This is a genomic window from Marinomonas spartinae (genome assembly GCF_016461715.1).
Classification (GTDB): domain Bacteria; phylum Pseudomonadota; class Gammaproteobacteria; order Pseudomonadales; family Marinomonadaceae; genus Marinomonas; species Marinomonas spartinae_A.
The window spans coordinates 52706-78483 of sequence record NZ_JAEMUI010000018.1 but is presented as its reverse complement, the minus strand read 5'-3'; the positions used below and the strand labels follow the sequence as shown (position 1 = coordinate 78483).

General features: G+C 44.5%; 21 protein-coding genes. 11 read left to right on the top strand and 10 right to left on the bottom strand.

Annotated features, from left to right (window positions below; genetic code table 11):
• Positions 1-40: 40 nt before the first annotated feature.
• Positions 41-322 (top strand): chorismate mutase, encoded by a 282-nt coding sequence (locus tag JHD45_RS16200; RefSeq protein WP_199477562.1) that lies wholly within the window; start codon positions 41-43, stop codon positions 320-322.
• Positions 323-409: 87 nt separating this feature from the next.
• On the opposite strand, the gene JHD45_RS16195 is transcribed toward JHD45_RS16200, so the two are convergent.
• Together JHD45_RS16195 and JHD45_RS16190 are read right to left on the bottom strand one after the other, a co-directional pair.
• Complete coding sequence (locus JHD45_RS16195; RefSeq protein WP_199477561.1) at positions 410-1402, bottom strand: NADP-dependent oxidoreductase; 993 nt, start codon at positions 1400-1402, stop codon at positions 410-412.
• A 292-nt stretch (positions 1403-1694) separates the two neighbouring features.
• Positions 1695-4142: a GNAT family N-acetyltransferase gene (locus tag JHD45_RS16190; protein ID WP_199477560.1), complete on the bottom strand. Its 2448-nt coding sequence runs from the start codon at positions 4140-4142 to the stop codon at positions 1695-1697.
• Positions 4143-4399: 257 nt separating this feature from the next.
• Between JHD45_RS16190 and JHD45_RS16185 the strand changes: the two genes are divergently transcribed.
• A complete protein-coding gene (locus JHD45_RS16185) occupies positions 4400-5323 on the top strand; it encodes a histone deacetylase family protein (RefSeq protein WP_199477559.1) in 924 nt (307 codons plus the stop codon).
• Positions 5324-5357: 34 nt separating this feature from the next.
• On the opposite strand, the gene JHD45_RS16180 is transcribed toward JHD45_RS16185, so the two are convergent.
• The 3 genes from JHD45_RS16180 to JHD45_RS16170 form a co-directional block, all read right to left on the bottom strand.
• Entirely contained in the window at positions 5358-6110 is a 753-nt protein-coding gene (locus JHD45_RS16180; RefSeq protein WP_199477558.1) for a TSUP family transporter, read from the bottom strand.
• Positions 6111-6239: 129 nt separating this feature from the next.
• Positions 6240-7331: an alpha/beta hydrolase family protein gene (locus JHD45_RS16175; protein WP_199477557.1), complete on the bottom strand. Its 1092-nt coding sequence runs from the start codon at positions 7329-7331 to the stop codon at positions 6240-6242.
• A 94-nt stretch (positions 7332-7425) separates the two neighbouring features.
• Positions 7426-8847: a PLP-dependent aminotransferase family protein gene (locus JHD45_RS16170; protein ID WP_199477556.1), complete on the bottom strand. Its 1422-nt coding sequence runs from the start codon at positions 8845-8847 to the stop codon at positions 7426-7428.
• A gap of 126 nt (positions 8848-8973) precedes the next feature.
• Between JHD45_RS16170 and JHD45_RS16165 the strand changes: the two genes are divergently transcribed.
• The 5 genes from JHD45_RS16165 to JHD45_RS16145 all read left to right on the top strand — a co-directional run bounded on the left by JHD45_RS16165 (position 8974) and on the right by JHD45_RS16145 (position 15496).
• The gene (locus JHD45_RS16165; protein WP_199477555.1) at positions 8974-9861 is read left to right on the top strand and encodes an EamA family transporter; all 888 of its coding nucleotides are present in this window, start codon (positions 8974-8976) and stop codon (positions 9859-9861) included.
• An 18-nt stretch (positions 9862-9879) separates the two neighbouring features.
• The gene (locus JHD45_RS16160; protein WP_199477554.1) at positions 9880-10509 is read left to right on the top strand and encodes a LysE family translocator; all 630 of its coding nucleotides are present in this window, start codon (positions 9880-9882) and stop codon (positions 10507-10509) included.
• A 96-nt stretch (positions 10510-10605) separates the two neighbouring features.
• The gene (gene epmA, locus JHD45_RS16155) at positions 10606-11619 is read left to right on the top strand and encodes an EF-P lysine aminoacylase EpmA (RefSeq protein ID WP_199477553.1); all 1014 of its coding nucleotides are present in this window, start codon (positions 10606-10608) and stop codon (positions 11617-11619) included.
• A gap of 153 nt (positions 11620-11772) precedes the next feature.
• On the top strand, positions 11773-14052 hold the full coding sequence (locus tag JHD45_RS16150) for an ATP-binding protein (protein ID WP_199477552.1): 2280 nt from the start codon (positions 11773-11775) through the stop codon (positions 14050-14052).
• A gap of 88 nt (positions 14053-14140) precedes the next feature.
• Positions 14141-15496 (top strand): sigma-54-dependent transcriptional regulator, encoded by a 1356-nt coding sequence (locus JHD45_RS16145; protein ID WP_199477551.1) that lies wholly within the window; start codon positions 14141-14143, stop codon positions 15494-15496.
• A gap of 12 nt (positions 15497-15508) precedes the next feature.
• Here the strand turns inward: JHD45_RS16145 and JHD45_RS16140 are convergent, their stop codons facing one another.
• The 4 genes from JHD45_RS16140 to JHD45_RS16125 all read right to left on the bottom strand — a co-directional run bounded on the left by JHD45_RS16140 (position 15509) and on the right by JHD45_RS16125 (position 20990).
• Complete coding sequence (locus JHD45_RS16140; protein WP_199477550.1) at positions 15509-16732, bottom strand: MFS transporter; 1224 nt, start codon at positions 16730-16732, stop codon at positions 15509-15511.
• Positions 16733-16805: 73 nt separating this feature from the next.
• On the bottom strand, positions 16806-18758 hold the full coding sequence (locus JHD45_RS16135; RefSeq protein WP_199477549.1) for a tripartite tricarboxylate transporter permease: 1953 nt from the start codon (positions 18756-18758) through the stop codon (positions 16806-16808).
• 26 nt (positions 18759-18784) lie between these two features.
• Entirely contained in the window at positions 18785-19867 is a 1083-nt protein-coding gene (locus tag JHD45_RS16130; protein WP_199477548.1) for a tricarboxylate transporter, read from the bottom strand.
• Positions 19868-19928: 61 nt separating this feature from the next.
• Entirely contained in the window at positions 19929-20990 is a 1062-nt protein-coding gene (locus tag JHD45_RS16125; protein ID WP_199477547.1) for a 4-oxalomesaconate tautomerase, read from the bottom strand.
• A 114-nt stretch (positions 20991-21104) separates the two neighbouring features.
• On the opposite strand from JHD45_RS16125, the gene JHD45_RS16120 reads away from it, so the two are divergent.
• Positions 21105-22010 carry a LysR family transcriptional regulator gene (locus JHD45_RS16120; RefSeq protein WP_199477546.1) on the top strand — a complete coding sequence of 302 codons (906 nt, stop codon included), beginning with the start codon at positions 21105-21107 and terminating at the stop codon, positions 22008-22010.
• Positions 22011-22080: 70 nt separating this feature from the next.
• On the opposite strand, the gene ggt is transcribed toward JHD45_RS16120, so the two are convergent.
• The gene (gene ggt, locus JHD45_RS16115; RefSeq protein WP_199477545.1) at positions 22081-23838 is read right to left on the bottom strand and encodes a gamma-glutamyltransferase; all 1758 of its coding nucleotides are present in this window, start codon (positions 23836-23838) and stop codon (positions 22081-22083) included.
• 552 nt (positions 23839-24390) lie between these two features.
• Here ggt and JHD45_RS16110 point away from each other — a divergent pair.
• The 3 genes from JHD45_RS16110 to JHD45_RS16100 all read left to right on the top strand — a co-directional run bounded on the left by JHD45_RS16110 (position 24391) and on the right by JHD45_RS16100 (position 25687).
• Positions 24391-24693 carry an antibiotic biosynthesis monooxygenase family protein gene (locus JHD45_RS16110; protein WP_199477544.1) on the top strand — a complete coding sequence of 101 codons (303 nt, stop codon included), beginning with the start codon at positions 24391-24393 and terminating at the stop codon, positions 24691-24693.
• A 92-nt stretch (positions 24694-24785) separates the two neighbouring features.
• Positions 24786-25250: a carbonic anhydrase gene (locus JHD45_RS16105; RefSeq protein WP_199477543.1), complete on the top strand. Its 465-nt coding sequence runs from the start codon at positions 24786-24788 to the stop codon at positions 25248-25250.
• Positions 25251-25477: 227 nt separating this feature from the next.
• The gene (locus tag JHD45_RS16100) at positions 25478-25687 is read left to right on the top strand and encodes a cold-shock protein (protein WP_067013201.1); all 210 of its coding nucleotides are present in this window, start codon (positions 25478-25480) and stop codon (positions 25685-25687) included.
• Positions 25688-25778: the final 91 nt, after the last annotated feature.

Here is a 25778-nt window from a genome sequence, read left to right as displayed (position 1 = left end):
ATAAGCTGTTGTTGGTTAAATCTTTAGGAGAGTAACGACGATGAATTTAGAGTCTATGCGTCACAGTATTGATAACATTGATAATGCCTTGGTGGCTATGCTGGCTGAGCGTTTTAAAATCACCGATGCGGTGGGCCATTATAAGGCTAAGAATCAATTACCAGCAAAGGATGAGGCGCGTGAAGCTCAGCAGTACGAACGCATTGCTGAGCTAGCAGAACAGTACGCTCTGGACCCCAACTTTGCTAAACAATTTTTAGAAGTGATTATGAAACAGTCTGTAGAGAATCACTTAAAAATCGCAGAGCAATATAAAAAGTAAGACCTGTGGTTGTATTTGCATGACAAAGCGAAAACCCCTCCCTAACCCTCCCCTTAAATAAGGGGAGGGAACTAATGGTTTTCTTCTTTAAAGTTTAACGATTAATTTGCCTTTATTTTGACCGTTGAACAGTAGATTGATTCCGCTTGTTGCACTTTCTAACCCTTCTAGGACATGGCTACGGTATTTTAGCTCGCCTTTTGCTAGCATTTGTCCTAATGCCTGACTGTATTCAGGAATACGGTGGAAGTGATCTGGCATGGTGAAGCCTTGAATGGTCAGGCGGCGCTTGATAATCCCCATCCAATTCGGGCCAGGGGCCGGATGATTGCTTTGATAATCGGCAATCATGCCACATACGGCAATACGACCATGGGCATTCATATGGTTGAAGATCGGCTCTTGCGCCACGCCACCCGTATTTTCAAAGAATAGATCAATTCCTTTGGGGGCCGCTGCATCTAGTTTTTCGGAAAAATCATCATCGTGATAGTTCAAGCTATGATCAAAGCCTAACTCATTCACAATCCACTGACATTTTTCTTCGCTACCAGCCACTCCTATCACGGTCAGGCCTTTGTTTTTGGCCATTTGTCCTACCAACGAACCGACAGACCCTGCCGCTGCGGTCACGACGAGGGTTTGACCTGATGTTGGTTTGAGCACTTCGAATAACCCGTGGTAGGCAGTAATACCCGGCAGGGCGATTACGCTTAATACTGCCTCAGCAGGTAACTCTTTGGGAATAATATTTAATCCTTGGCCGTCGCTAAGGGCGTATTCAGTTAAGCCCATTAAGCCCATCACACGAGACCCCACAGGCAGCTTTTCGTTGTTGGACTCGACCACTTCACCAATGCCGCTGGCACGCATCACATCCCCTAGTTTAACAGGAGGGATATAGCTCTTTTCATCGGCACTCATCCAGCCTCGCATGGCTGGATCGAGAGACAGGTGAGTTAATTTAACCACCACTTCACCGTTACCTGCTTTTGGTATCTCTTGGGTGGTTAATTCAAACACATCATCGCTAATGGTGGTTTCTGGACGTTTGATTAATTTGATTGAGCGATAGGTCATACTGAGTTCCTTGTAAATTGTGACGATGGAGCAAATGGACTTGATGTTAGTCAATTGATTTCATCGTTCGTTTAAGTTGTGGAGGGACTTCTGCATGACGACTGCGCTTGCCAATACTTTGTTAAAAACAGATTCAAAATGCTCATTTATCGCGATAAACTCCGCTTTCTCGTCTGTTTTTACCGCGTCTTGGCGTCGCTCGTGACATCGTGCAAAGGTCTCATGGAATATATGGTAAGGCCTTTTATGTGAATAAAAAGCCTTGATGAGTGAATGAATTAAGGAGACAGTCTTAGGCGTTTTTTACTGAATGTTTAAATTTTTCAATGGTATTTGGCGTTAGACTGAGCTCGGCAATCATTTGTCCAAAATCATCGGGGTCGCGCTTAATGGTAAAGCCAAGGCGCTTACAAAATGTCAACATACGTTTGTTTTCAGCTAGCACAATGCCTTTCATAAGGTGAATGTCTTTGTCAGCGGCGACTAAGATAAGTTGCTTCATTAAGTAAGAGGCGAGGCCCAGCCCTTGATAATCGTCGCCGAGGACAACGGCAAACTCACAACTGTGATCGTCAAAATTATCAATATAGCGGGACGTGCCGATCAATGTGTCTTGACCATCGACAGTATGCACCGCCATAAAGGCCATTTCTCTGTCATAATCAATGTGTGACATGCTCGCAAGCATTCTGGGCGTGAGCTCTTCTATATTTGAGATAAAACGCAGGTAGCGGGTTTGTTTCGACATGCTCTTCACAAATTGAGCAATCATTGGTGCATCTTCGGGACGCACGGGTCGTACGGTGACATTGAAATTATTTCGCAAAGTCAACTGTTGTACCCATTGGCGAGGGTAGGGTTGGATCGCCAGGTGTTCATAGCGACGTAGATGATGACAAGAGGTGAGTGTGGCAAAGGCTTCCCCATTGAGTTGGCCGTGTTTATTGATGTATAGCTTGCTGAGTTGCAGTGTCTGACATTCTGGTAATTCGCAGGCTAAACTGGAAACATTTAATAAGAAGCGTTCAATGTGTGGATGGATTTGTTTCTTGTTGTCTGAGGTGAAAGAGTGTTGTGAGGGTAATGGGAGTAGTTGCGTTAATAAGTCTCGTACCAATAGTGTATTGAGAGGTGGTAAGCCAACCACTTCACTTTTTTGCGGGGCGCCTTGTTCAGATCCGCCAAGGGCCACGCCTATGGCCGTGCCAAAAATAGGATCTTGGAAAATACGCACATGCAAGGCGGCATGAATGACGCTGTCGTTGCGTGAAAAAGAGACCATTTCCAAGTGGAAGAGAGACAGAATTGCTTTTAACTCTTCTCCTTCTAGTCGTGTTTTGTTGGCGGCCACATGATCTTGTAGCCGTTGTCTGGCCTGTTCGACATTGAATGTCTCATCCGCAGCATTACTGTCTGGGGATTGTTTGGCAAGGCGTTGATTACGTTGGAATTGTTCTAGAAATTGGAAGCCCTCGAGTGCCGTTTCGGGCGTCCGAAAAGTGGGGATGCCCGCTTCGTTGATACGAGTGCGCATGGTGACCATTTCGCCGCCACCCAGCAAGCATACCATCACAAGTTTTTTCTGTTGTCGATGTAGCTCAATCACTTGCTCGTAGAACGAAGAGAGATCGATTAGGGCGGTGGGGCTGAGCATGAGCAACACCGCGCAACATTGTTCATCCTCCAGTGCGGTACGTGCCATATCAACAAAAACATCGCTGGCGCAACTGGCCCAAACAGTACTGACGGGGCCGACATGACCACGACCAGAAACAATGTTTTCGAGTTTGTGTCGTAGGTTGTCTTGGGGAGCTAACAGAGCAACATTTAGCTCCGATGCCCGTTGTGATGCCAGTTCACCAGGTCCTGCGCCATTACCTATAATCATCAACGAGCCTTCTTTGATGCGTCGAGCATTGGTCATGACAGAGGCTGCACCGATTAGGTCATTCAGCCGACGACCACGAACCGCGCCAGTACGGTTAAGCGCCGCATCTAAAACTCGAGGATCGGCACCAAGGTTATGTTCGGTAACAACGGCGACGGGTTTACTACGACTGGCTGCTCGTAAACTGCTAAGAAAGCGAGTAGGTTTCCCGACGCTTTGTAGATACATCAAGATGGCTTGGCTTTCAAAGTCGTTGGACAGGTAATCGAGGATTTGTGATGGCATGACGTCAACAGGAGCCCCCATGGAAACCACTTGAGAAAAGCCAATGCCTTGCCAAGTCGACCAATCTACCAAGGCACTTGCGACCGTACCAGATTGGGACATTAGGGCCAGCCGACCTGGAATGGGTTGAGTTAAGCCAAGCCAGGCAAATAAGCCTTGTTTAGGGCGACAGATACCAAAGCTGTTAGGGCCTAATAGCCGTACCTTATGCTGACGCAGACAATCTCGTAACACGACTTCGCTCGTCCCTGTCCAAGACAGCATTAATAGGGTGTGAATGCCCATTTTGGCGCAAGCGGCAACGATATTTTCGATAGACTCGTTTGTGGTGCCGGCATGAATGGCAAGATCATAGGGTTTATTCAGCTCATTCAATGTGTGCTTTTGTTCAAACATCTTCCCTTCAGAGGCGTCGGGAGCGACGCCAACCAAGCAAGTGTCTGGGTGTTTGTTCGCAGAGGCTAGGGCTTTTAGTAGGGCCAATAAAATCGGATCGCATGGATCTTCCCCAGTCAACACGACCACAGAGCGAGGGGCAAGAAGCGATTGTAGGGCGTGTTGTGGCAAGAGAACCTCCAAATGAGCTTTATTTAGCAACCGTAAAGCCTGCAGGCGTAGGCGGTATTACTGTAACGGTATTATTATAAACTTTATGACACAATAGACCTTTGTAGCATAGTCTATTGGCTATAAATTATGCTTTGATCTATGTAGCGTTTTGATCTTACACATTAGTGCCGCCATTTAAAAAATAATAAAAGGTGAATGTTGCCGACGATGATGTGACTATCGTTGTACAGTGTTCTCTAAAACATGGAAGAGATATGACCACCGCTTACCTAACTCACTATCATTGTGATAAACACCATATGGGTGACGAGCACCCAGAATCGCCGATGCGTTTAGCCGCGATTCAAGACCGTCTCATTGCCGGACAATTGTTGGATTTTTTGCGTTTGGTTGAGGCAAAGCCTGCTACGCTCGAACAGATCATCGCCGCCCATGATATGGATTATGTGAATGCGATTTTTGCCAAAGCACCGAAAAAAGGTTCAGTGGAATTAGAGCCAGAAACCTTGATGATGCCCCATACTCTAGAAGCGGCAACACATGCTGCTGGGGCCTTGGTTCAGGCGGTGGACTTGGTGATGAGTGGCGAGATGAACAATGCGTTTTGCTCCGTTCGACCACCAGGGCATCATGCTGAACATGATCGCGCCATGGGTTTTTGCTTTTTCAATAATATTGCGGTTGGGGCAAAGCATGCCTTGGATAAACACGCCTTAAGTCGCGTTGCTATTGTCGACTTTGATGTTCACCATGGTAATGGTACAGAGCAGATTTTTTCAGGAGACAATCGAGTGCTCTATGCCTCGAGCTACCAGCATCCGTTTTATCCTTACAGCGACCCAGGGGATTCTCACGATAATATTCTTCATATGCCGTTAGAGGCGGGTTCGACAGGAGAGGTGTTCCGTCAAATGTATACCGAGCGACTCTTTCCAGCATTAGAAGCGTTTCAACCAGAACTCATTATGATCTCGGCAGGGTTTGATGCGCATAAAGCGGATCCGATGGGGCAGCTTCGCTTGGATGACAGTGATTATACTTGGGTGACGGATCAGCTTATGGCAATAGCTGGCCGCCATTGCCAAGGACGTATCGTTTCGGTGCTTGAGGGCGGTTATAACTTAGACGCACTGGGCCGTGCAGCTTATTGCCATATTCGCAGTTTAATGGGGATGTAGAGGTTGGTATCGACCATGACGAATGGCTCCAAGATTAACTGAAGAACAGCATTTTAATGGAAACTGCCATTGTCATAATGACCATGGCGATTTTAATCAGAGTCTTGCCGTTATTGATGACGAGTTTGGCGCCTACCATGCCGCCAATTACCTGACCAAGGAACATGGCAATACCAATTTCCCAAATGATCGAGCCAGACATGATAAAGTAAATCAACGCCGCTAAGTTACTGCAAAAGTTTAAAAGTTTGGCATAGGCAGTCGCTTTGACCAAGTTGTAGCCAAGCAGTAAGGTAAAAGAAATAGCGAAAAAAGCGCCCGTACCCGGGCCAAAGAATCCATCGTAAAAGCCAATGACAGAGGCCACAAATACACTATAAACGAGCCCTGTAATAAGCTGTTTTCTATCTAAAGCACCAAGGTTAGGCGAGAACAAAAAGTACAAGGAAAAACCGATCAATAAAAAGGGAATAAAAACCGCTAGAAAGCTGCTGTCAATTTTAGTGAGTAATATGCTACCCAAAAAAGAACCGATAAAGCTGGTGGCGATCATCAGCTTAGCGCTTTTCAAATTGATGTGTCCCATGCGAATAAAATGAAGGGTAGATGCCATAGAGCCCCCCACGCCGCCCACTTTATTAGAGGCAATTGCTTGAGCAGGGGGAACCCCACAAAGCAATAAGGTTGGAATGGTAATCAGCCCACCCCCGCCTGCGATGGCATCAATGCAACCTGCTATCATGGCTACGAAAAAAAACAGTGTAAGTAGTTCGATGGAAAAGGTCATTCCTTGTCCTTATAGGATGTTTAAGAAAAAGTCTACACCGCATTTCCTCTAGGGGTTCAAGCTGATTCGTAGAGCAAAGCGGTGTTTTTGAATCCATTATTGTTCAGTCTAAGACACTAAGGTGATGATTCATTGCTTGGTATCTTGGGGGGCAGAAGTCGTGGAAGCGACTGTCTTGGATTGGGCTTCTTCCTGAGTCACTTGGTTTATCCACATTCCGATGGTATCCAAAGCGCGTGGCGCATAAGCATCACGCCCCATTAAAATAAACAACCCTTTACGCCAGAGAGGCCATTCTGAGGGCAGTTGATAATTAAACCATTGCGATTTTAATAAACCATGGGTGGCATGTTTGATAATCGCGGTGACTTGTTCTTGGTCAGGATGAAGCTTTTGATTGTAGATCGCTTGATTATAAAGTGGATCGACATTTTTATCGTCAGCTCCCCAAAGCGCCAAGACAGGCCCCTGCATTGAGCCAAGGTATGGAGTGGCGTCGCTATCGTAATTGCGTGCGACAAAATCAAAACGATCTGGGTTCATTTTAGGTCGCAGGCCTGGGTTAGGAGCGTCTGGGTTTGCAAAGGTTGCATCGTTCTCTTTTAGGTTCTCGGCAACTTGTTGCGAGACTTGCGTGGGGCTTAAGCCTTGATCTTCTAACTGACGCTTAGTGAAATAGGCGCCTTGGTGACGCCAACTGACCGCACCGCCTACGATCACAGTAAAAGCAGGCTTCATTTCGTTATCAGTAATCGGTAAGACCCAGCCCGCCTGCGAAAATCCCAAAAAGCCAATTGGACTGTTTTTTAGGGCGGGCAGAGAATGTATCTTGTTGTATGCTGCTCTCACCTCGTCGCTTCGGTCAGACATGGATTGTTGCAGCCAAGCACCAGTACTTTGGCCTACTCCAGGTTTGTCCCAGCTAAACACACCAATACCATCCTTTAATAAACTGTTCACTAAGGGCAAATAGTTGGAGTTCTCAAAACGTGTCTGTGCACCATCGCCATGAACGATCAGGGCAATAGGGGGGGATGTGACATTTTTGGGCAGAACTAAAGAGCCTTGCAAGGTATTATTACCGGAAGTAAATGAGACATTGGTGACCTTTGCATTGCTTAGATCAAAATCTTTGAGGCCAGAAAACAACAAGATTGCCCCAGCGATGATTGCAATCAAGACGATCAGAACAACAAAAACTTTTGTTTTACGTTTCACCATTATGAGCTTCCAATCCAAAAGAAAAGACCAGTGCTCACTATAGATAATATTGTCAATAGATCAAAGAGATGGATGTAAATTCTATACAGATTATTTATGGACGGCGTTTTATTTCATTTATTAGTTCACATAATCGACTCAATTGCTGAAAGGCGGTATTGTCTGCTTCCTTTTTGGCCAGTGACCAACCACAGTTAATACGAAAGCAATCGTGGTAGGCATCGTGAGTGCTAAAACAGGCGCCACTACGAATATCTATATGCAATGTCTGGGCTTCTTGTTCCAGTTTTTGAGTATTTACATTAGGAATTTTGACCCATAAAACGAGGCCACCATCGGGTAGGCTAACCAATGCGTCGGCAGGCAAATGCTCAATCAAATATTGTCGATAAGCATGAACTTGATGATGCAATGTGAGACGAATTTTATTCACATGCGAACGGTATTCACCGGTTGACATAAATTCTGCAAGACAGGCTTGCATTAAGCCATTTACCCCAAAGCAAGTATGTGACGAGTGTTGTAGATATCGAGTGAGGTAGCGCCCAGGTAAGCTCCAGCCAAGTCTTAATCCTGCTGCTAATGTTTTCGAGACCGAGCCACACCAAACCACATAACCTTCTTTGTCCCAATACTTAGCGGGTAGCGGAAGGTGTTTTTGATGAGATAGTTCAAAATACACATCGTCTTCTATCATGGGAATTTGGTACTTAGTCGCGAGTGTCACTAAAGCTTGTTTTTGTTCGACAGGCAAGCTCTGACCTGTTGGGTTGATATGGGTGGTGCTAAATAGCGAGGCTTGAACCTCCCCCTGTTTCATTACCTTCTCGAGTAATGCTAAATCCATCCCTTGGCTAGTATAGGGAATTTCAATAATGTTTCTGGATAACGCCGCTAATAGATCAAGCAAACCACTAAAACATGGGGAGCTGATAGCAATGGTATCCCCATCTTTGGTGAGGCTTTCAATAGCAATGCGAATGCTATCAATACACCCGTGAGTGATCACACAGTCATTTGGTGAAAAAGGGAAGTGATCTTGAAGGAAATGCTGAGCAAGGGCATGTCGTAATCGGCTATCTCCTTGTATTTCAGGGTATTGAAAGAGGCGGCTTTCTGAGCGTCTGGTGACTCGTTTGATGCAGCGTTGTAATTCGGTGAGAGGTTGTAACTCAGATGAAACTCGACAAGTGCCAAGGGGGTTAAAAAAAGCAACCGTTGGGCTGTAGCCTTTGTCTGGCGCGAATTGCTTTGGGTCACGGCGTTGTTTGTCAATTAGATTAGGGGCAGGAAAAGCGACATCATGCCATTGACTGGCGACAAAATATCCCGATTGAGGTTGAGAAAAAATGTAGCCTGCTTGTTGCAAATACTCATAGGTTTTTGTTGCTGTGGTCATACTAACTTGGTGTTGTTTAGCCATGACACGAAGGGCAGGCAAACGGCTCCCTATAGAAAGCTTTTGCGAGCGAATGTCGGCAATAAATTGTTGAGCCAGTGTTTCGTAGAGTGTCATGGTCGAGAATACCGATTAGCAAGCTGTCTTAAGATTGTACTCTTATTTTTGTTAAAAATTGAATCTGTTCTCTTCTCCTTCTTTCTTCAATACTAATTCCCATTATTTGGTTAACTGGAGAGAAGAATGAAATTAAAAGATGTCCTTTTATTGGTCGCTTTGATGGCACTGTGGGGATTCAATTTCAGTGTGATTAAGCTGGGTACCAACGAGATTGATCCATTGGTACTCACAGCACTGCGCTTCACTTTTGCGGTTTTCCCCGTGATTTTCTTTATCAAGCGGCCTGAGGTGAAATGGCGCTATTTGTTTGGCTATGGGTTGAGCTTTGGTGTTGGTGTTTGGGGCATGACCACTCTATCCATTTATGCAGGTTTGTCGGCAGGAATGGCATCACTGTTGTTGGATATGAGTGTGGTGAGCAGTTTGCTGGTGGGCTGGTTGTGTTTGAATGAAACGATTACACGCCATAAGCTATGTGGAGCAGGCTTAGCACTGTTTGGTTTACTCTTGATTATGCTTTCTAAAGGGGAATCAGTGACGGTGCAAGGCGTTATTCTTGTTCTCGTGGCATCCGTCTTTTGGAGTGTCAATGGCTTGATTGTGAAACGTGCCAATACTCAATCGGTTTTTGCTTTTAATGTTTGGGCCATGATGTTTGCGCCACTGCCTTTATTGGTATTAGCGATGTTGAGCCATGGTGTGCAAGCCGTCACGCTTTTACCTGAGCGGTTCAATGGATGGGCCCTGTTTTCTATTGTATTTCAAGCCTATCCAACGACCTTACTAGGGTATTGGTTTTGGAATAAAATGATGATGACCTATTCTATGTCGAGCGTGGCTCCGATGACCTTGCTTGTACCGGTATTTGGTATATTAGGTGGCTATTGGTTTTACGGTGAAGTGGTGTCCTTCAATGAAGTGATGGCGGCTGGCTTCATATTATTAGGTCTCTTTATCGGACAGATGAAAGCTAAACCCTCACTCAATGTCAACTTGGCTGATGGCGTTTAGGCTTTGGAGAAAATCGTTATGCAAGAAATACACTACGGACTGATTCTGTTGGCAGCTCTGGTGGCGATGGCAAGCCCAGGTCCTGCCACTCTTGCGATTGCTAATACCTCGATGAGCCATGGTCGAACCTCTGGCTTGCTGTTAGCGAGTGGTATTTTGACGGGCTCGCTCTTTTGGTCCTGTGCTGCGGCGCTTGGCATGGGGGCCGTCATGTATGCCAATGTTTGGCTATTCGATATGCTTCGCTATTTGGGTGGTGTCTATTTGTTGTATTTAGCCTACAAATCGTTTTTATCTATGGGGCAAAAAGGGATAAAACTTGAACCCAATAGAAGAGAGGGAGGGAAAGGTAACCGCCTCTATTTACGCGGCCTAATGATCCATTTGACTAACCCAAAAGCGATTTTACTTTTAGGTTCTATTTATGCTTTGGGTGTCCCGAAAAACAGTCATGTTTTGGCACTTCTGCCTTTGATTTTACTATTAGGGTTACAAAGTGCCATAGTGGTTTTTGGTTACGCATTGCTGTTCTCTAACCCTAAAATTCGTGTTACTTATTTCAAATTGAAACGCCTATTTGATGGTGTATTTACTGTCTTTTTTGGGATGGCGGGGCTGAAACTTTTATGGAGCCCATTAAGTGATTAGTTGTATCGGCGAGTATGGTGATGTGGAGGAGGTTATATCCGCGTTATTTCTTTGTTAGGTTTGCTATGATGTCTTTTATTTTTCTGAGTATTTGTTATGTATGATTCTGCCCTTTGGCAGCCCAGTGCTAACCTTGAAACACTAAGAAAGCGTGCCCGCTTATTGCAATGTATTCGTACCTTTTTTGAGGCACGAGAGGTGATGGAGGTGGACACTCAGAGTTTGTCCCTTGCCAGCATTACCGACCCTCATATTGAAGTGTTGACCTGTGAGGCTAGAACGCAAGGGCAAAATCTGATCTATTATTTACAAACGTCCCCTGAGTTTGCTATGAAGCGTTTGTTATGTGCGGGCTCTGGTTCGATTTACCAGCTTGGTAAAGTGTTTCGTGCTGAAGAAATAGGCCGTCGTCATAGCATTGAATTTACTATGTTGGAATGGTATCGGGTGGGCTTGGATCATTGGCAACTAATGGATGAAATCCAAGCGTTATTAAAGACCATCATCAAGGTGGTTGGTTTACCAAAAGACACCCAATTAACGAAAGATGAGGTGCTTGAGTGTGAGCGCCTGAGTTATCAAGCGGCTTTCTTGCGTCACACAGGGCTTGACCCATTGTCGTGTGAATTAAGTGCATTACAGGAGTATGCCCATCAACAGACCGAATACGGTTTGCAAGAAACGGATCGAGATACCTTATTGGAGTTGGTGTTTGCGTCTGTGGTGGAACCTGCTATCGGGCAACATCTGCCATGTTTTATTCACAGTTATCCAGCAAGTCAGGCCGCATTGGCGACCACACATTTGAATGAACAAGGACAAGAGGTTGCTGCGCGCTTTGAACTCTATTGGCAAGGTATGGAGTTGGCGAATGGCTATCATGAATTGACGGACCCAAAGGAACAGGCAAAACGGTTTGCGGATGACAAACGAACACGCAAACACATGGGATTAGCTGATCGGCAGTTTGATGAACGCTTGATTTCGGCATTGGAGGTTGGCATGCCAGAATGTTCAGGTGTCGCCTTAGGGGTAGACCGTTTGCTGATGCTACTAACGGGGCAACAGCACATTGAACAGGTTATTCCTTTTGCCCATCAACGTGCTTGAAAATAGGGGAAATGAGGGACTTAACGAGAGCATGGGCCTACTTGAGTGCTAAATGGCGAGATTTAATCGCTATTTGGCGGATAGATTACGCATCAATTCTGAATTGATATCGAATAAGAAGAATAGGATATCTGCTTGAAAGATCGTCACATAATGTTTCGTACTCGTCTAAAAAATGGTCTGTTGGGTGGTGGGCCAAAACGACTTATTTGGCTGTATTTATTGGCTTTATTGCTTGTCGTGTGGGTTGTCTTAAAAGGTGGTGATGCGCTTCGTCATCAGCAAATCAAAACACTGCGTTATGAGGTAGCTGATCAGTTAAATCAGCTGGTAAGCGTGTTAGAAAATGCGATTGTGAAGTATCAACACATGCCAACGTTGCTGGCATCTAATGATAGGGTCAAACAGGCTCTACTTCACGAAACCGACAAGGATATTGAGCAGCTTAATCGAGAGCTCAAGCAAATCAATCTTATCACGGAGGCCTCTGACAGCTACATTATTAATAGGCAGGGCTTGACCATTGCCGCTTCCAATTATCAAAAGAAAACCAGTTTTGTTGGCAAAAATTTTGCGTTTAGACCCTATTTTAAGGAGGCCATGTCTGGCAAGGCAGGCCGCTATTATGCGCTTGGAACCACATCGAATCGTCGTGGTTATTACTTTTCCTATCCTGTCTACAGTGGCGACAAGATTATTGGCGTGGCAGTCGTTAAAGTGGATCTCACACAGTTTGAGAAACGCTTCAATAATCAAAGTTATGAATTTTTGCTGATTGATCCAGATGGGATCGTCTTTAGTAGCTCCCATCCAGATTGGTTGTACCATTTGTTAGGGGAGTTATCTCATCAGGAACTACAACGCATCGCCGAGAGCCAGCGCTATAAAGACAAGGATATTGAAAAGCTTGCGATTGCTTATAGCAAACCCTTCGATAGCAAAGCCTCCATTATTGATGTGCTAGAAGAGGTGACATTACCAAATGGTAAGGTGCAGCTAGAGCGACATGCTTATTTACAGATGAGTCGTCCGATTCAGTTATTGAATTTCCGCGTCGCGATTTTTGCACCGCTAAAAACCATTAATGAAGACATCGCTCTGTGGCGCGCTATTTTTGTCGGCGGGGTGATTATTACTGCCTTACTACTTGGCTTGGCGACCCTGCGCTCTCGCATGTTACGGGAGCGTTCTGACGCCAATGAAATGGCCCGTCATAATCAAGCTTATATTCGTGAAGTCATTCAGAATACACAGGCAGGCTTAGTGACTTTAGATGACAGTTATCAAATAGAGTCCTTTAACCCGGCCATTGAGAGATTATTAGGGCAATCATTGGCCCCATTAGTAGGCCAGCCCCTGAGTGTTGTATTTCAGCCTACTGACAATCACCAAGGAGATGAGCAAAACATAGAATCCATGGGAGTTAAGGTGCTCACTCAAGAGGGGACGCTGTGTTGTTTAACACATGATAAGAGGATGTCGACACAGGATATCTCTGTGGAAAAGAGTATTCCTGTGGAAATGACTTTATGTGAAATGCAACTACCTAACCGTCGTAGCTTTTTGGTCACTTTCCACGATATGACGGAACGTAAGCGTTATGAGCAAGAAATTACCCATGCGAGAAATGCCCTAGAAGCGCGGGTAAAAGAAAGAACATCCGAACTAGAAGAGGCAAACAGTCGGCTTCGTCGTGAAATCGAAGAACATGAAGGTACCCAACGGGAGCTGATTCAGACGGCAAAGTTGGCAGTGCTGGGGCAGTTAAGCGCGGGGCTGAATCATGAGTTAAATCAGCCATTAACCGCCATTCGAGCGTTTGCCGAAAACGGTTTGACTTTTTTAGAGCGTAATAAATACCCGCAAGCGAAAGCCAACTTAGAGCAAATCAGCCAGCTGGGTCGTCATATGGGAGATATTATCGCTCGCTTTAAAGTATTCGCGCGAAAAGGGGATGTACAGCAGGGGCCGATTCGCGTTCATGAAGCGATGCTCGCTGCCGTGCGCATTATGGCATCACGGTATAAAAGTGCAGATATTGCCATTGAGTTACCCGAAGACAGAGGCTTGATCGTCGTGGGGGATACGGTATTTTTAGAGCAAGTGTTGGTTAACTTACTCGCGAACGCCGCCGACGCTATTCAGGAAGCCGCCAAGGCTGATAAACAGGTTCGTGTGCTTATAAAAGAAAGCGCGGATAAGGTGTTGATTGCCATTCAGGATACTGGCAAAGGGCTTAGTGAAGAGGCGCAAAAGCATTTGTTCGAGCCCTTTTTTACTTCTAAGGCATCAGGGGTGGGGTTAGGGCTTGGTTTGTCCATTAGCCAGCGTATAGTTGAGGCCATGAACGGGCAAATCCAAGCAAAAAACCTAGACTCTGGAGGGGCTGAGTTTTGTGTTACGCTAACACGTTTTCAGCCAATATCTACTTAAACCAATATCCATTAGAGCCAAATGAAGTAGTGTCAAAACCAGCGTTAATCGATGAGAATAAAACCAAAGTAACCATCAAGGAAATGTAATGACAGAGCACAATCGAGTGATATTGATCGACGATGAAGAATCCGTCCGTATGGCGATTTCGCAAACATTAGAGTTGGAAGACTTTGAGGTTAGTGCGTTTGCCAGTGCGCAAGGGGTGATTGATCAGTTGTCAATCGATTGGCCGGGTATTATTGTCAGCGATATTAACTTACCGGGAATGAGTGGTTTAGAACTGTTTGAAGCCGTCAAAAAGATTGATAAAGAGATTCCCTTTATTCTGATAACGGGCCATGGTGATATTAGTATGGCCGTTAATGCAATACGTGATGGCGCTTATGATTTTATCGCAAAACCCTTCTCCAATACGGACTTTTTAGAAGTGGTGCGTCGTGCCACCGAAAAGCGCCGATTAACCATCGAAAACCGTCAATTACGTTTAGAACTGGTCGCTCAAAATGCACCCGGTCCGCGTATTGTCGGCAATACTCCAGGCATTCATCGTTTACGTCAGGTCTTACTTCAAGTCGCCGATACGGGGGCCGATATTTTGATTCAGGGCGAAACAGGGACAGGGAAAGAGCTGGTGGCACGTTTTATTCACGAGCACAGTTTGCGTCGCGGTAAAGCCTTTGTGGCGATTAATTGCGGGGCGGTGCCAGATTCTATTATGGAGTCCGAATTATTTGGCCATGAAAAAGGCGCGTTTACCGATGCGAAAACTCAACGTATAGGTAAACTGGAGCATGCCAATGGCGGCACTTTATTTTTAGACGAAATTGAAAGTATGCCCATGTCTATGCAAATTCGTCTATTGCGAGTCTTGGAAGAGCGTCGCTTGGAGCGTTTGGGATCCAACACAGGGATTGATTTAGACTTACGTATTTTAGCGGCCACCAAAGTGGACTTAAAACACTTAAGTGAAAGTGGTACCTTCCGAGAAGATTTATACTACCGACTTAATGTTGTCCGTGTGGATATTCCTCCACTGCGTGATCGAAAGGATGATATTCCTTTGCTTTGGCAGCATTTTTCATTAGTGGCCACTGCTCAATATAAGCGAGAGTCTGAGCCGCTATCCGCAGCACGAATGCATAGCCTGTTAAGTTATGATTGGCCTGGCAACGTACGGGAGCTTCGTAATCTTGCAGAGCGCTATGTCTTGATGGGAGAAGCGGGGTCTTTTGAGTTTGACCAGATCATTATCAATGAAAACAATCCTGGGGTGATGACGTTACCCGAGCAAATGGAGCGTTTTGAAAAAACGCTCCTAGAACAAGAACTACTGCGTCAGAAAGGGTCTATCAAGGACACCATGGATGCCCTTGGCTTGCCGCGAAAAACACTTTACGACAAAATGCGCAAATACGGCCTAGATAAAGACATTTATAAGTAATAGGCCGATACGTTAAGAAGAAGCCGCAGCGGCTTCTGCCTGTTCAGAGGGGATATGTCTTAGGTAGCCAGCAATGATTATCGCGACTAAAAGCAGTGCTGCGACAAAGATAACAAGGCCTTTCCAACCTAAATCTGAGTAAATATAGCCATTGATATAGCCAACAACGGAGCCACCAATATAATAGAAAAATAGATAAATTGAGGTTGCTTGACCTCTATCTTTTTCTGCATATTTGTTTACCCATCTTAAACTAATAGAATGGCATCCAAAGAAACAGCAGGTAAAAATGATGACCCCTGCTAAAACGGTATATATGCTGTTTGATAGTGATAATACAATGCCAACAATCATTGCTATAAATAGGCCAATGTAAACGGGGCAGCTGCCTAACTTATTGGACAGTCTTCCTGCTTGTGGTGCACTTATAACACTTAAAGCAAAACAAATAGAGATAAGGCCAGCATGAGCACGAGATAAGTTAAATGGAGATTGAGTAACATGGAACGTTAAAAAACTATAAAGTGATGTAAAGACACCAAAAATAATGAATCCAATGAAGTATACAGGCAGGATTTTTTTATTCCTTAAATGAAACCCCATACCATTCACAATGCTTTTTAATTTTAAACTGTGTGTTGGATTAAAGTTTTTAGAAGAAGGAAGTAAGAACAGTACTAAGCATGAAATCGCAAATAGTAGTGATGAAAACCCTAAGAAAATATTATGAAGTTGAGTGTGTGCAATCATTTGGCTAGCAAACACCCTACCAGACATGCCTCCCATTGAATTACCGAAAACAAAATAGCCGGTGACAATACTGGCCACAGCAGAGGGGATTTCTTCACTAATATAAGCTGTTGCCGCAGCTGCGATACCGCTTAACGTTAGACCAAGCAGCCCCATCATGGCAACAAGAAGATCCCAAGAGTGGATAAAAGAGCATAGACTAGTGATAACTGCGCCGGAAAAGAGTGCCGTGACAATGAGTCTTTTTCGTCCAAAACGATCTGATAAGCTCCCGGTGACTAATAGACCAACAGCCAGCATAGCCGTTTCAACCGATAGAATTTCACTAATATGATCGGTGGGAATGTGGTACAGCTTCGATAGTGTCGGCAGCAGAGGTTGAATAAAAAATAAAGAAGCTAGTTCTGATAAGCCTGATAAGGCTAATGCTATCGTTATTATAATATAGGACTTTTTGAAAGGCGTATTACTGGATGTATCAGACATATCTGTAACCTTTTATTGTTTTATTGTTAATAAAAAAGGTGAGGAGGCGGGGGAGCAACCTCACCAATGAGTTTTAAAATATTTTATCTATTGGTGTTAAAATGTAAGGGTCTAAAAAGCCTTCCGGATAGTCGATGTGCATGATATGGCGCATGACTAATAAGAACACCACTAAGCAAAAAGAGATGATTAACGATTTAAGCCATGAGGCTTTTGCTAAATAGGATAAAAATAGCAATGAGAAAATAAATGTAGTGGAGATAAATCCTAAATAGTAGTATCCACAGGCGATGAAAAAGAAGCCAATAATATAGCAAGCCTCTAACCTTATATTGGTGGCCACTTTTTGATGCTTCACTTTATAGCGTTGAATCAGCAATGCGATGCAGGAGAAAAGTACAATCGCGATAGCAATCAGAGGAAATGCCTTGGTTAATGTGGACATGTCCCATATTTTAAATAAAGCATATGCCCCCGCGCTGGTAATGAAAAGAATCAGTATCAGATCGGTAACAGAGGTGACTGGTAACGCTTTTTCTGTGGCTTGATCCTCGTCTTTTTGTGCTTTTCTTCTGCTTTTGAGAATAGGAGGAAGAACAAAGCCCAATAGGATCAACAAAGCAATAATAATTACGCCAGGACGTTCAAACCATGAGTAACCATAGAACTGAATACTTTGGAAAAAGTAATTTTCCGCACCAGATGACAGTACAAAGCCAATTAAAAACGCTGGGCGTGGCCATCCTGCATCCTTCATTAAGACACCTATAGTCGCAATGACACCAAGGACGATGAAGTCGCCTAGGCTGCGAGTCGCTTGATAAGCGGCAAACAGAATAAGTGTTAAAATGATGGGAGCAAGTATTGAGAATTTAACGTAGGTCAGCAGTGAAATCGGGCGTGTAAAACAAATACAAAAAACCGCACCCAAAATGTTCGCTAAGGCTAAAGACCAAATGATGGTGTAGGTTAGGTCCAGATGAGTGGTAATCATTGAGACGCCTGGTTGTAAACCAAGCAATAACATACCGCCTAAAAATACCGCCGCTGACCCTGAGCCAGGTATGCCAAATAATAACGTTGGAATCATACTGCCAGAGGCACAGGCGTTATTGGCAGATTCAGGTGCGATAACCCCCCTGATATCACCTTTACCAAATTGTGAACTGTCTTTACTCGAATTCATGGCAAAGCTGTAAGTCATCCAATCGACAACGGAGCCGCCCAAGCCTGGAATGGCCCCAACAAGGCTACCAAAAATAGATGATTTACCAACGAGTGGAAGGTTCTGAAAAACGTCTTTTATCCCTTGTTTTAGGCCATGTCCTAATTTGTTGGGAGTGGACGCGATCGCTTTATTTTGCACGAGCAGACTAATGATTTCTGGTAAGGCAAAAATGCCTAAACCGACAACAACCAAAGGAATGCCATCGTAAAGATAATCGATGCCAAGGGTAAATCTAAACTCGCCTGTAGCAGGGGCTGAACCAACAGAGCCAACCAGTAAGCCAAATCCACAAGCAGCCAAACCTTTAAAAATGTTGCCGCCAGATAGCGCCGCCACCACACTTAATCCCAATAGGGTCAGCATAAATAATTCGGCGGAAGAGAAAGACAGTACAATCGGTCGTGCAACTAGAATGAACACACTGAGAACGATAGCACCTACCACACCACCTATCATTGAGCACATGAAAGCAGCGGATAAAGCACGCGCTGCTTGGCCCTTTTTCGCTAGTGGAAAGCCATCCATGACCGTGGCTTGGGAAGAACTCGATCCAGGAATTCCCATTAAAACGGAGGTGAACGTATCGCCCGTAGGTATTACTGCAACCAGTCCCATTAGCATTCCTAAGCCAACAGATGGTTCCATTCCGTATATGAATGGTAACAGTAAGGACATACCAGCAATACCACCGAGTCCTGGAATAATACCTACCACAAGACCAACTAGGACCCCACCTAATAAGTAGATAAAGTGCGTAAAAGATAAGATTTGGTCTAAGGCACTAAGAAGCACGGTCATGAATAACTCCTAATGACAGCATTGGATTAGAGTGAATAATCAAATTTCTGTTTTAGCCATTTGGCTACCCAAGCGTACAGCTCAGGAGAAATTTTGGTGGCTTCTTGAAGGTGTTTAGCGGCATTGATACCCACAATATTTTTGTAGGGGCCAATTTGCACTATAGAGTCTTTAATGAAGTCAGGGTCTTTCAACATCTCTTTAATCCCTTTTTGATACGCCTGAATAATGTCGTTTGGTGTATTTGAGGGAATAAAAATCACTTTTTGGAAAGCAAAACCTGCCGCTAAGAACTTAGAGTAAGCGGTATATTCATTACCAGATGGCTTCTTGCCATATTTCTGGAAATAGACCTCTTGGAATGTGGGTAAATTTGGAAAAGCTGGATCGCGTACTATCTTTCCATCTTCGTCCATCACCCCTAATGAGAATAAAGGAATCGCTTTGTGGTTTTTAACCAAGTCTTCTACTGAGTTGAGATAAGCCGAAGTGGTCTGGAAGTCGATTTTTGCTTCACCACGTTCGAAAGCCAGACGGCCTGCGCCACGGCTCTTCATACCGAATACTGGTTTCACATCAAGACCAAGCATTTCAAAGGCCATTAGCACTGGCAGCTCAAGTCGAGTTGGACCTTGGGATCCAAAAGGAAGTGTGACGCCATTTAGCTTATCAATATCGGCGGCGGACTTAACGCCAAGGTTAGGCTGAACATAGACAACGCCACCTGTTGGACTGGCCATTAATGGCATCCATTTGTCGAAGTTGTAGCGGACGCGCTTATCACCCAGCATAAACGGAAAAAGTGTTGATGCCGAGGTACCTAAAATATCGGAACCATCGCTTCTAGCACGTTGATAAAATAAGTTGGTACCCGTAATGGAGCCACCACCTGGTTGGTTTTTAATAACAACCGTTGGGTGAGTGGGAATATACTTTGTCAAATAGGGAGCGATAAAGCGTGCCCAAACATCTGTACCACCACCAACACCAAAGGGTATGGTCCAATTAATGGTTGAGGGAATGTCTGCCGTCTCAGCTTTAACAGTCGTAGTTAGCAAACTACCAAAGATTAAAGTTGAGGCACATAAGAGCTTCAGGTGCTTTTTCATATTATTATCCTTTTTTGTTTTTATATAATTTTTATCTTAGTCGTTGAGATAGTTTAGTTTGCTAATCGAGATAAATGATGCCACTTAATATTCGTTTAGCAGTTCGAATGAGTGACACGCTTGCGATGACAGTCCTGTCTTCAGCGTTACGTGTGACACCCAGTTCTATTGTTCCTGAGGGATGTTCAAGAACAAAAGAAGAATCGTCGGTGCTATTATTGATCAGTTCTGATGCAATGGTACCGAGCGTACAACAGGCGGTTGTAATGGCGATGCTGCCTGTGACAGCTAACGCCTTATGACATTTATTTGGTACGAAATAGCGTGCTGAAATGGTGCCACCGTGCAAAGCGGGTGACAGCAAAATAGGTTTAGGGATTACGGAGTTAGATACATCGCCTAGGCCCATTAATCGACCAGCTTGTAGGCGAATATTCTCTAATCGGCTCATGAATTCCACATCATTATCAAACTCTGATGGGGATTCATAACCTGTCTTTTTAAGGTCTGCGGCTTTAATCAAAACCACGGGAGTGGCCGCATCGAGACAGGTAACGGGGACCGAGTCAATAATATCTATTTTGTTCCCTGTTGGTAGTAATTTGCCTGTTTTAGAGCCTTCAACGTCGATAAAGGTTAAATGAATAGGCTCTCCTGGCGAGTTAGTGCCAGCGATAATGGTGTTTCCAGAATATTTAACTTTGCCATTAGGTGTTGATACTGTGGCATGTATAATCTTGCCAGTATTGACATTATGAATGCGTACGATTGTTTTATCGTTTGAGGCTGGGAATAGCCCTGTTTCGATCGCGTAAGGTGCGACACCTGCTAGCATGTTTCCACAGTTTGGCGCGAAGTCTACTTTCTTCTCGAGTATGCCCACTTGAGCAAATAAATAATCCACATCCGCTTCTGGATGGGTTGAGGGGCCTACCATGGCGACCTTGCTTGTTAGGCTATTGCCCCCACCGATGCCATCTATCTGAAGTTCATGACCAGATCCCATTATTTTCAAAAGAACATCCGCACAGGCCTCTCTCTCTTTGGGTAGGTCAGAAATGTTCAGGTATGGGCCTCGAGAGGTGCCACCACGCATAATCATGCAGGATATGGTTTGTGACATTATAAAAAACCTTGTTGTTATTGGTACTGGCGCTAAGATCTCATAAGGTGGATTGGTGCATCAAATGCAAAAATAAGTTATAAATGATGCAAAATTGTTATCAGTGGTGAGATCATGCATCAAATAGAGTTCAAAGATTTGGTTATTTTTATTCGGGTTGCGGAGACGGGAAACTTTCATGATGCAGCGGAATTAACCTTTCTTTCGCAGCCTGCATTAAGCCGAAGAATGCAAAAATTAGAGTCTTTGCTTGGGGCACAATTGTTCGAAAGAACAACGAGAAAAACCTGGTTAACATCGGTCGGCAGAGAGTTTTTACCCAAGGCCAGAAGGATGGTAGAAGAGTTTGAAATGTCCATTTTGGGCATTAAAGACATGGCATCCCAGCAAAAAGGTAAGGTCATTATTGCGTGCATTCCAACTGCTGCGTTTTATTTTTTGCCCAGTGTTATTAATGTGTTTAACGAACGTTATCCTGGCATTCGTATTCAAATATTAGACGAAAGTGCCAATCAGGGGCTGGAATCCGTTATTCGAGGGGATGCCGATTTTGGCATCAACATGGCTATTGCACAGCACCCTGAGGTGGTTTTCACACCGCTTCTCGATGATCCTTTTGTGGTTTGTCTGAGGAAAGATCACCCATTGTGCGAGTTGGATGAAGTGTCTTGGGCTGATATGGAACCCTATAAATTAATCAGTGTTGGACGAGCCAGCGGTAATCGTATTTTATTGGATAAATCGTTAGCCAGAGATCAGGTGAAATTAAACAGTTTTTATGAGGTTCAACACCTTTCAACCTCATTGGGGTTAGTGGAAATGGGATTAGGCATCTCCATTGTACCGAAATTAGCCATGCCGTTGAGTTCGGCATCAACGCTGACTTTCAGGCCGCTCAAAGGGCAGAAAATTGATCGTTCAATTGGCTTGGTCAAGCGTAGTTCTACTTCCGTATCGCCTGCCGCTGAGCTATTTATCAATATACTGTTAGAACACTGGAAAGCCGTTGATCTTATTTAGAGATCACTCCCCCCATTATGACGGCTCGTCATTATGGGGGGAGTGTAAGTAAGGGAAGGAGCGTTTTTCATTAATCTCCTAAAACCAAGCCCTCACGTCTTGGGTCTGCTCCGCCGTAGAGCTTACCCGATTGGATTTCAATGCCTTGCGCCCCGGAATTCAAATCTTTTATGGCGACTTTATAGCCCATTTTCTCTAATGGCCCTTTTAGAGCTTCTGCTTTTGTGCCTTCCTCCAGTTCAAAAGTACCAAAACGATTGATGGCGTTGGGCAAAGAAATGGCTTGCTGAATGTTCATGCCCCATTCAAGATTCGCAATCAGCGTTTTAACGACATAACCAATGATGCTGGAGCCTCCTGGTGAGCCGATCAGCAAGTAAGGTTTATCCTCTTTCATAACGATGGTAGGCGACATGGAAGAGCGTGGGCGTTTACCAGGTTCTAATCGATTGGCGATTGGGTAACCATTTTCGTATGACTTAAAAGAGAAGTCTGTTAGCTCATTATTGAGTAAAAAGCCATCGACCATCAGCTTTGAGCCAAAGGCGCTTTCAATGGTGGTGGTGATAGAAACGGCGTTGCCATCTTTGTCGATAATGACAATATGACTGGTACTGGGAAATTCAATAGCGATATCGTCTGCCTGCTTGATCGGATGGCGCCATTCAGGTTCTCCCGCTGCAACGTGATCAAGCGCTTTGCCAGGGGTGATAAGTTGGGCACGGGCCTTTAAATAGCTCGGGTCTAGTAGGCCCTGTGGCATAGGGACATAATCCGTATCAGCCATATATCGACCTCGATCCGCAAACGCTAAACGTGACGCATCGCCTATAATTTGCCAAGCTTCGGGTGAGTTGGGACCCATTTTAGCGAGATTAAATTGTTCGGTGATGCCCATTATTTGTCCAACGGTTAAGCCGCCTGAGCTGGGAGGCCCCATGCCGCAAATATCATATTGTTTATAGGGCAGACACACGGGCTTTCTTTGTTTGACTTGGTAGTTAGCCAAGTCCGCTTCGGACAGAACCCCTGGATTATCCACCACATGGTTGACCTGCCGAACGATGTCCTTGCCAATTTTCCCATGATAAAAAATATCAGGGCCATGCATGGCTAATTCACTTAAGGTTCTGGCATAGGCCAAATTTTTCAGGCGTTGTCCTGCTTGGATGGGGCTGTTATCCAAGTTGAAAAAGTACGCTTTGGTTTCTGGGTAACGGGACAAGTGTGCTTTGTTGCTTTCAACAGAGTGGGCGAGTCGAGGCGAAACAATAAAGCCATCGAGGGCTATTTTTTCTGCCGGTTTTAATAGGTCTGACCAAGGTTTTCGACCATAGCGTTTGTGCAATTCGGCCATCAATTTAATGGTGCCAGGCGTCCCAACAGAGCGCCCTCCGACTACTGCATCATAGAATTTGAGCGGCTTGCCATTGTTGTCTTGAAATAGTTCTGGAGTGGCTTTCATGGGGGCGGTTTCGCGCCCATCAAAGGTGGTGAGCTGTTTGTTTTTGGCATCGTAGTAAACGGCGAAAGCGCCACCACCTAAACCAGAAGACTGAGGTTCTACAAGGCCCAATGTCATTTGCACGGCGACCAGTGCATCAATGGCAGAGCCTCCCGATTTGAGCACATTGTAACCCACTTGAGTGGCGATAGGGTTGGCGGTTGCTACCATCTCGTGTTGAGCTGTGACCAGTTTTTTTTCAGAGATGGCACTCGTTTGCTCTGGAGCAACGGCATCGGTCACTTGACCAGAGGCAAAGAGGCTCTGACTAAGAAAGAGTGATGAAAGCAGTAACAATCGTTGCGGTGTCTGTCGTTTGTACATTTGGCTGTCCTTATGTATACAGTTGAGAGAGTGTTTTTTATCTGTTTGTCATTTATTTGTTGATACACGTTTTTAAACCGTACTCAAATCAGAACAAATAATGTGGATAATAGAAAGACCATAAGCGCTCTTTTATGTTTCGTATATTTGATGAATATTGGGGCCAGGGAAGGTGTGAATAAGTCGTCTAAGACTCAGGCTTTAAGAGAAATCGTCAATTAAGGCGCGATACTGAAGGAATGTAGGCACCTTTCGAAGTATCGCAACGCAGAGTGACGTTTTCTCTTAAAGCCCCATAGGGCATGGTCTAAAACCCCGTATTCTTTGTTAAGCATCTCGTCAATAGGTTCACTATTCACATTCGATGCTTGCCGCAAATAGCAGGCTTTTATCTCCATGCTGAGTCAAGAGGACTTATTAACACCTTCCCTAATGGGTAATGAATTGGACTTTTGACTAGACAGTCTTGTCAGATGGCAGATCATTTTGTTAACTATAACCTTGGTAAGACTGATTACTTGATAGAATGCATTATGTTGCAGGAGAGTCACTATGTACGTAGCAATGAACCGTTTTCGTATTGCAGTAGGACGTGAAGAAGAATTTATTAATATTTGGCGTAGCCGAGATACCCATTTAAAAGACGTGCCAGGCTTTGATTCATTTAATTTATTGCAAGGCGAAACCCATGAGGAGTTCACTCTGTTCGCTTCTCATACCATTTGGGAAAGCGAGCAGGCGTTCCGCGACTGGACTAAATCTGAGGCCTTTCGTAAGGCCCATGCGAATGCAACGTCATCTAGGGGCCTGTACCTTGGTCCACCAAAGTTTGAAGGCTTTTCAACCGTTCTTTAACAAAAGTTACTTGGTTGCGTGTGTCTGGGGGAGGGGATTAGTTGACCGCTACAGCATATGTCTAAGGAGTAGGTGGTTGCATTCCCTCTAAAATGCTTCGGGTGTTATTGACGCTGGCGGGCCATCACTATGAATTAAGGCAATTTCATTTTCATGCGCCGAGTGAAAATACCATAGAAGGCCACTCCTATCCGATGGAAGCGCATCTCGTTCACGCCGATAAAGAGGGCAATCTTGCGGTTGTTGCCGTAATGTTTAAGCAAGGAAAAGCCAATCCCACCTTGGAAAAAATTTGGCGTGAAATGCCAAAGAAAATGCTACAAGAAAAACACTTACCGCAAAGTGTGAACGCGATGGGGTTGTTACCCAAAGACAAAACCTATTATCGATTCAATGGCTCCTTGACGACGCCCCCTTGCTCTGAAGGCGTTACTTGGTTAGTCATGAAACATTATATAACCGCATCCAAAGCTCAGATAGAGGCATTTGAACGTACCGTTGGCGTACCCAATAATCGTCCGGTACAGCCTATAAATGCACGGGTTATTCTAAAATAAAATTGGGTCAACGGAACATAAGATTACAAAATAAAAGGAATAAAGATAGCTATTCCTTTTATATGTCTATAGTATGCACTTTCCAGCTAGAAAGAAGTCTCTAATTATTAACTCTGATCTACGTAGTTTTATTCATAATTCTCGTCCTGAAAGTTTTTAAGTAACAGTCTATTTTTTGCATTTCCAGCCATCATATGTGGCTATTACTAATATATCAGGTGATTATTATGTCTACCCCTATTCAAGGTACTGTTAAGTGGTTCAATGAAACAAAAGGCTTTGGCTTTATCGAGCAAGAGTCTGGCCCAGATGTGTTCGCACATTTTAGCGCTATTGTCAGCTCAGGTTTCAAAACCTTGGCTGAAGGCCAAAAAGTAGAATTCATTGTGACGACTGGCCCTAAAGGCCCACAAGCAGAAAATATTACTGCGCTATAATATTTAGCGAATTTTATTTTAAAAAAGAGCAAGTCTTTTCAAGACTTGCTCTTTTTTTGTAAGGTTGAATTTGATTGAAAGGCGAAATGCA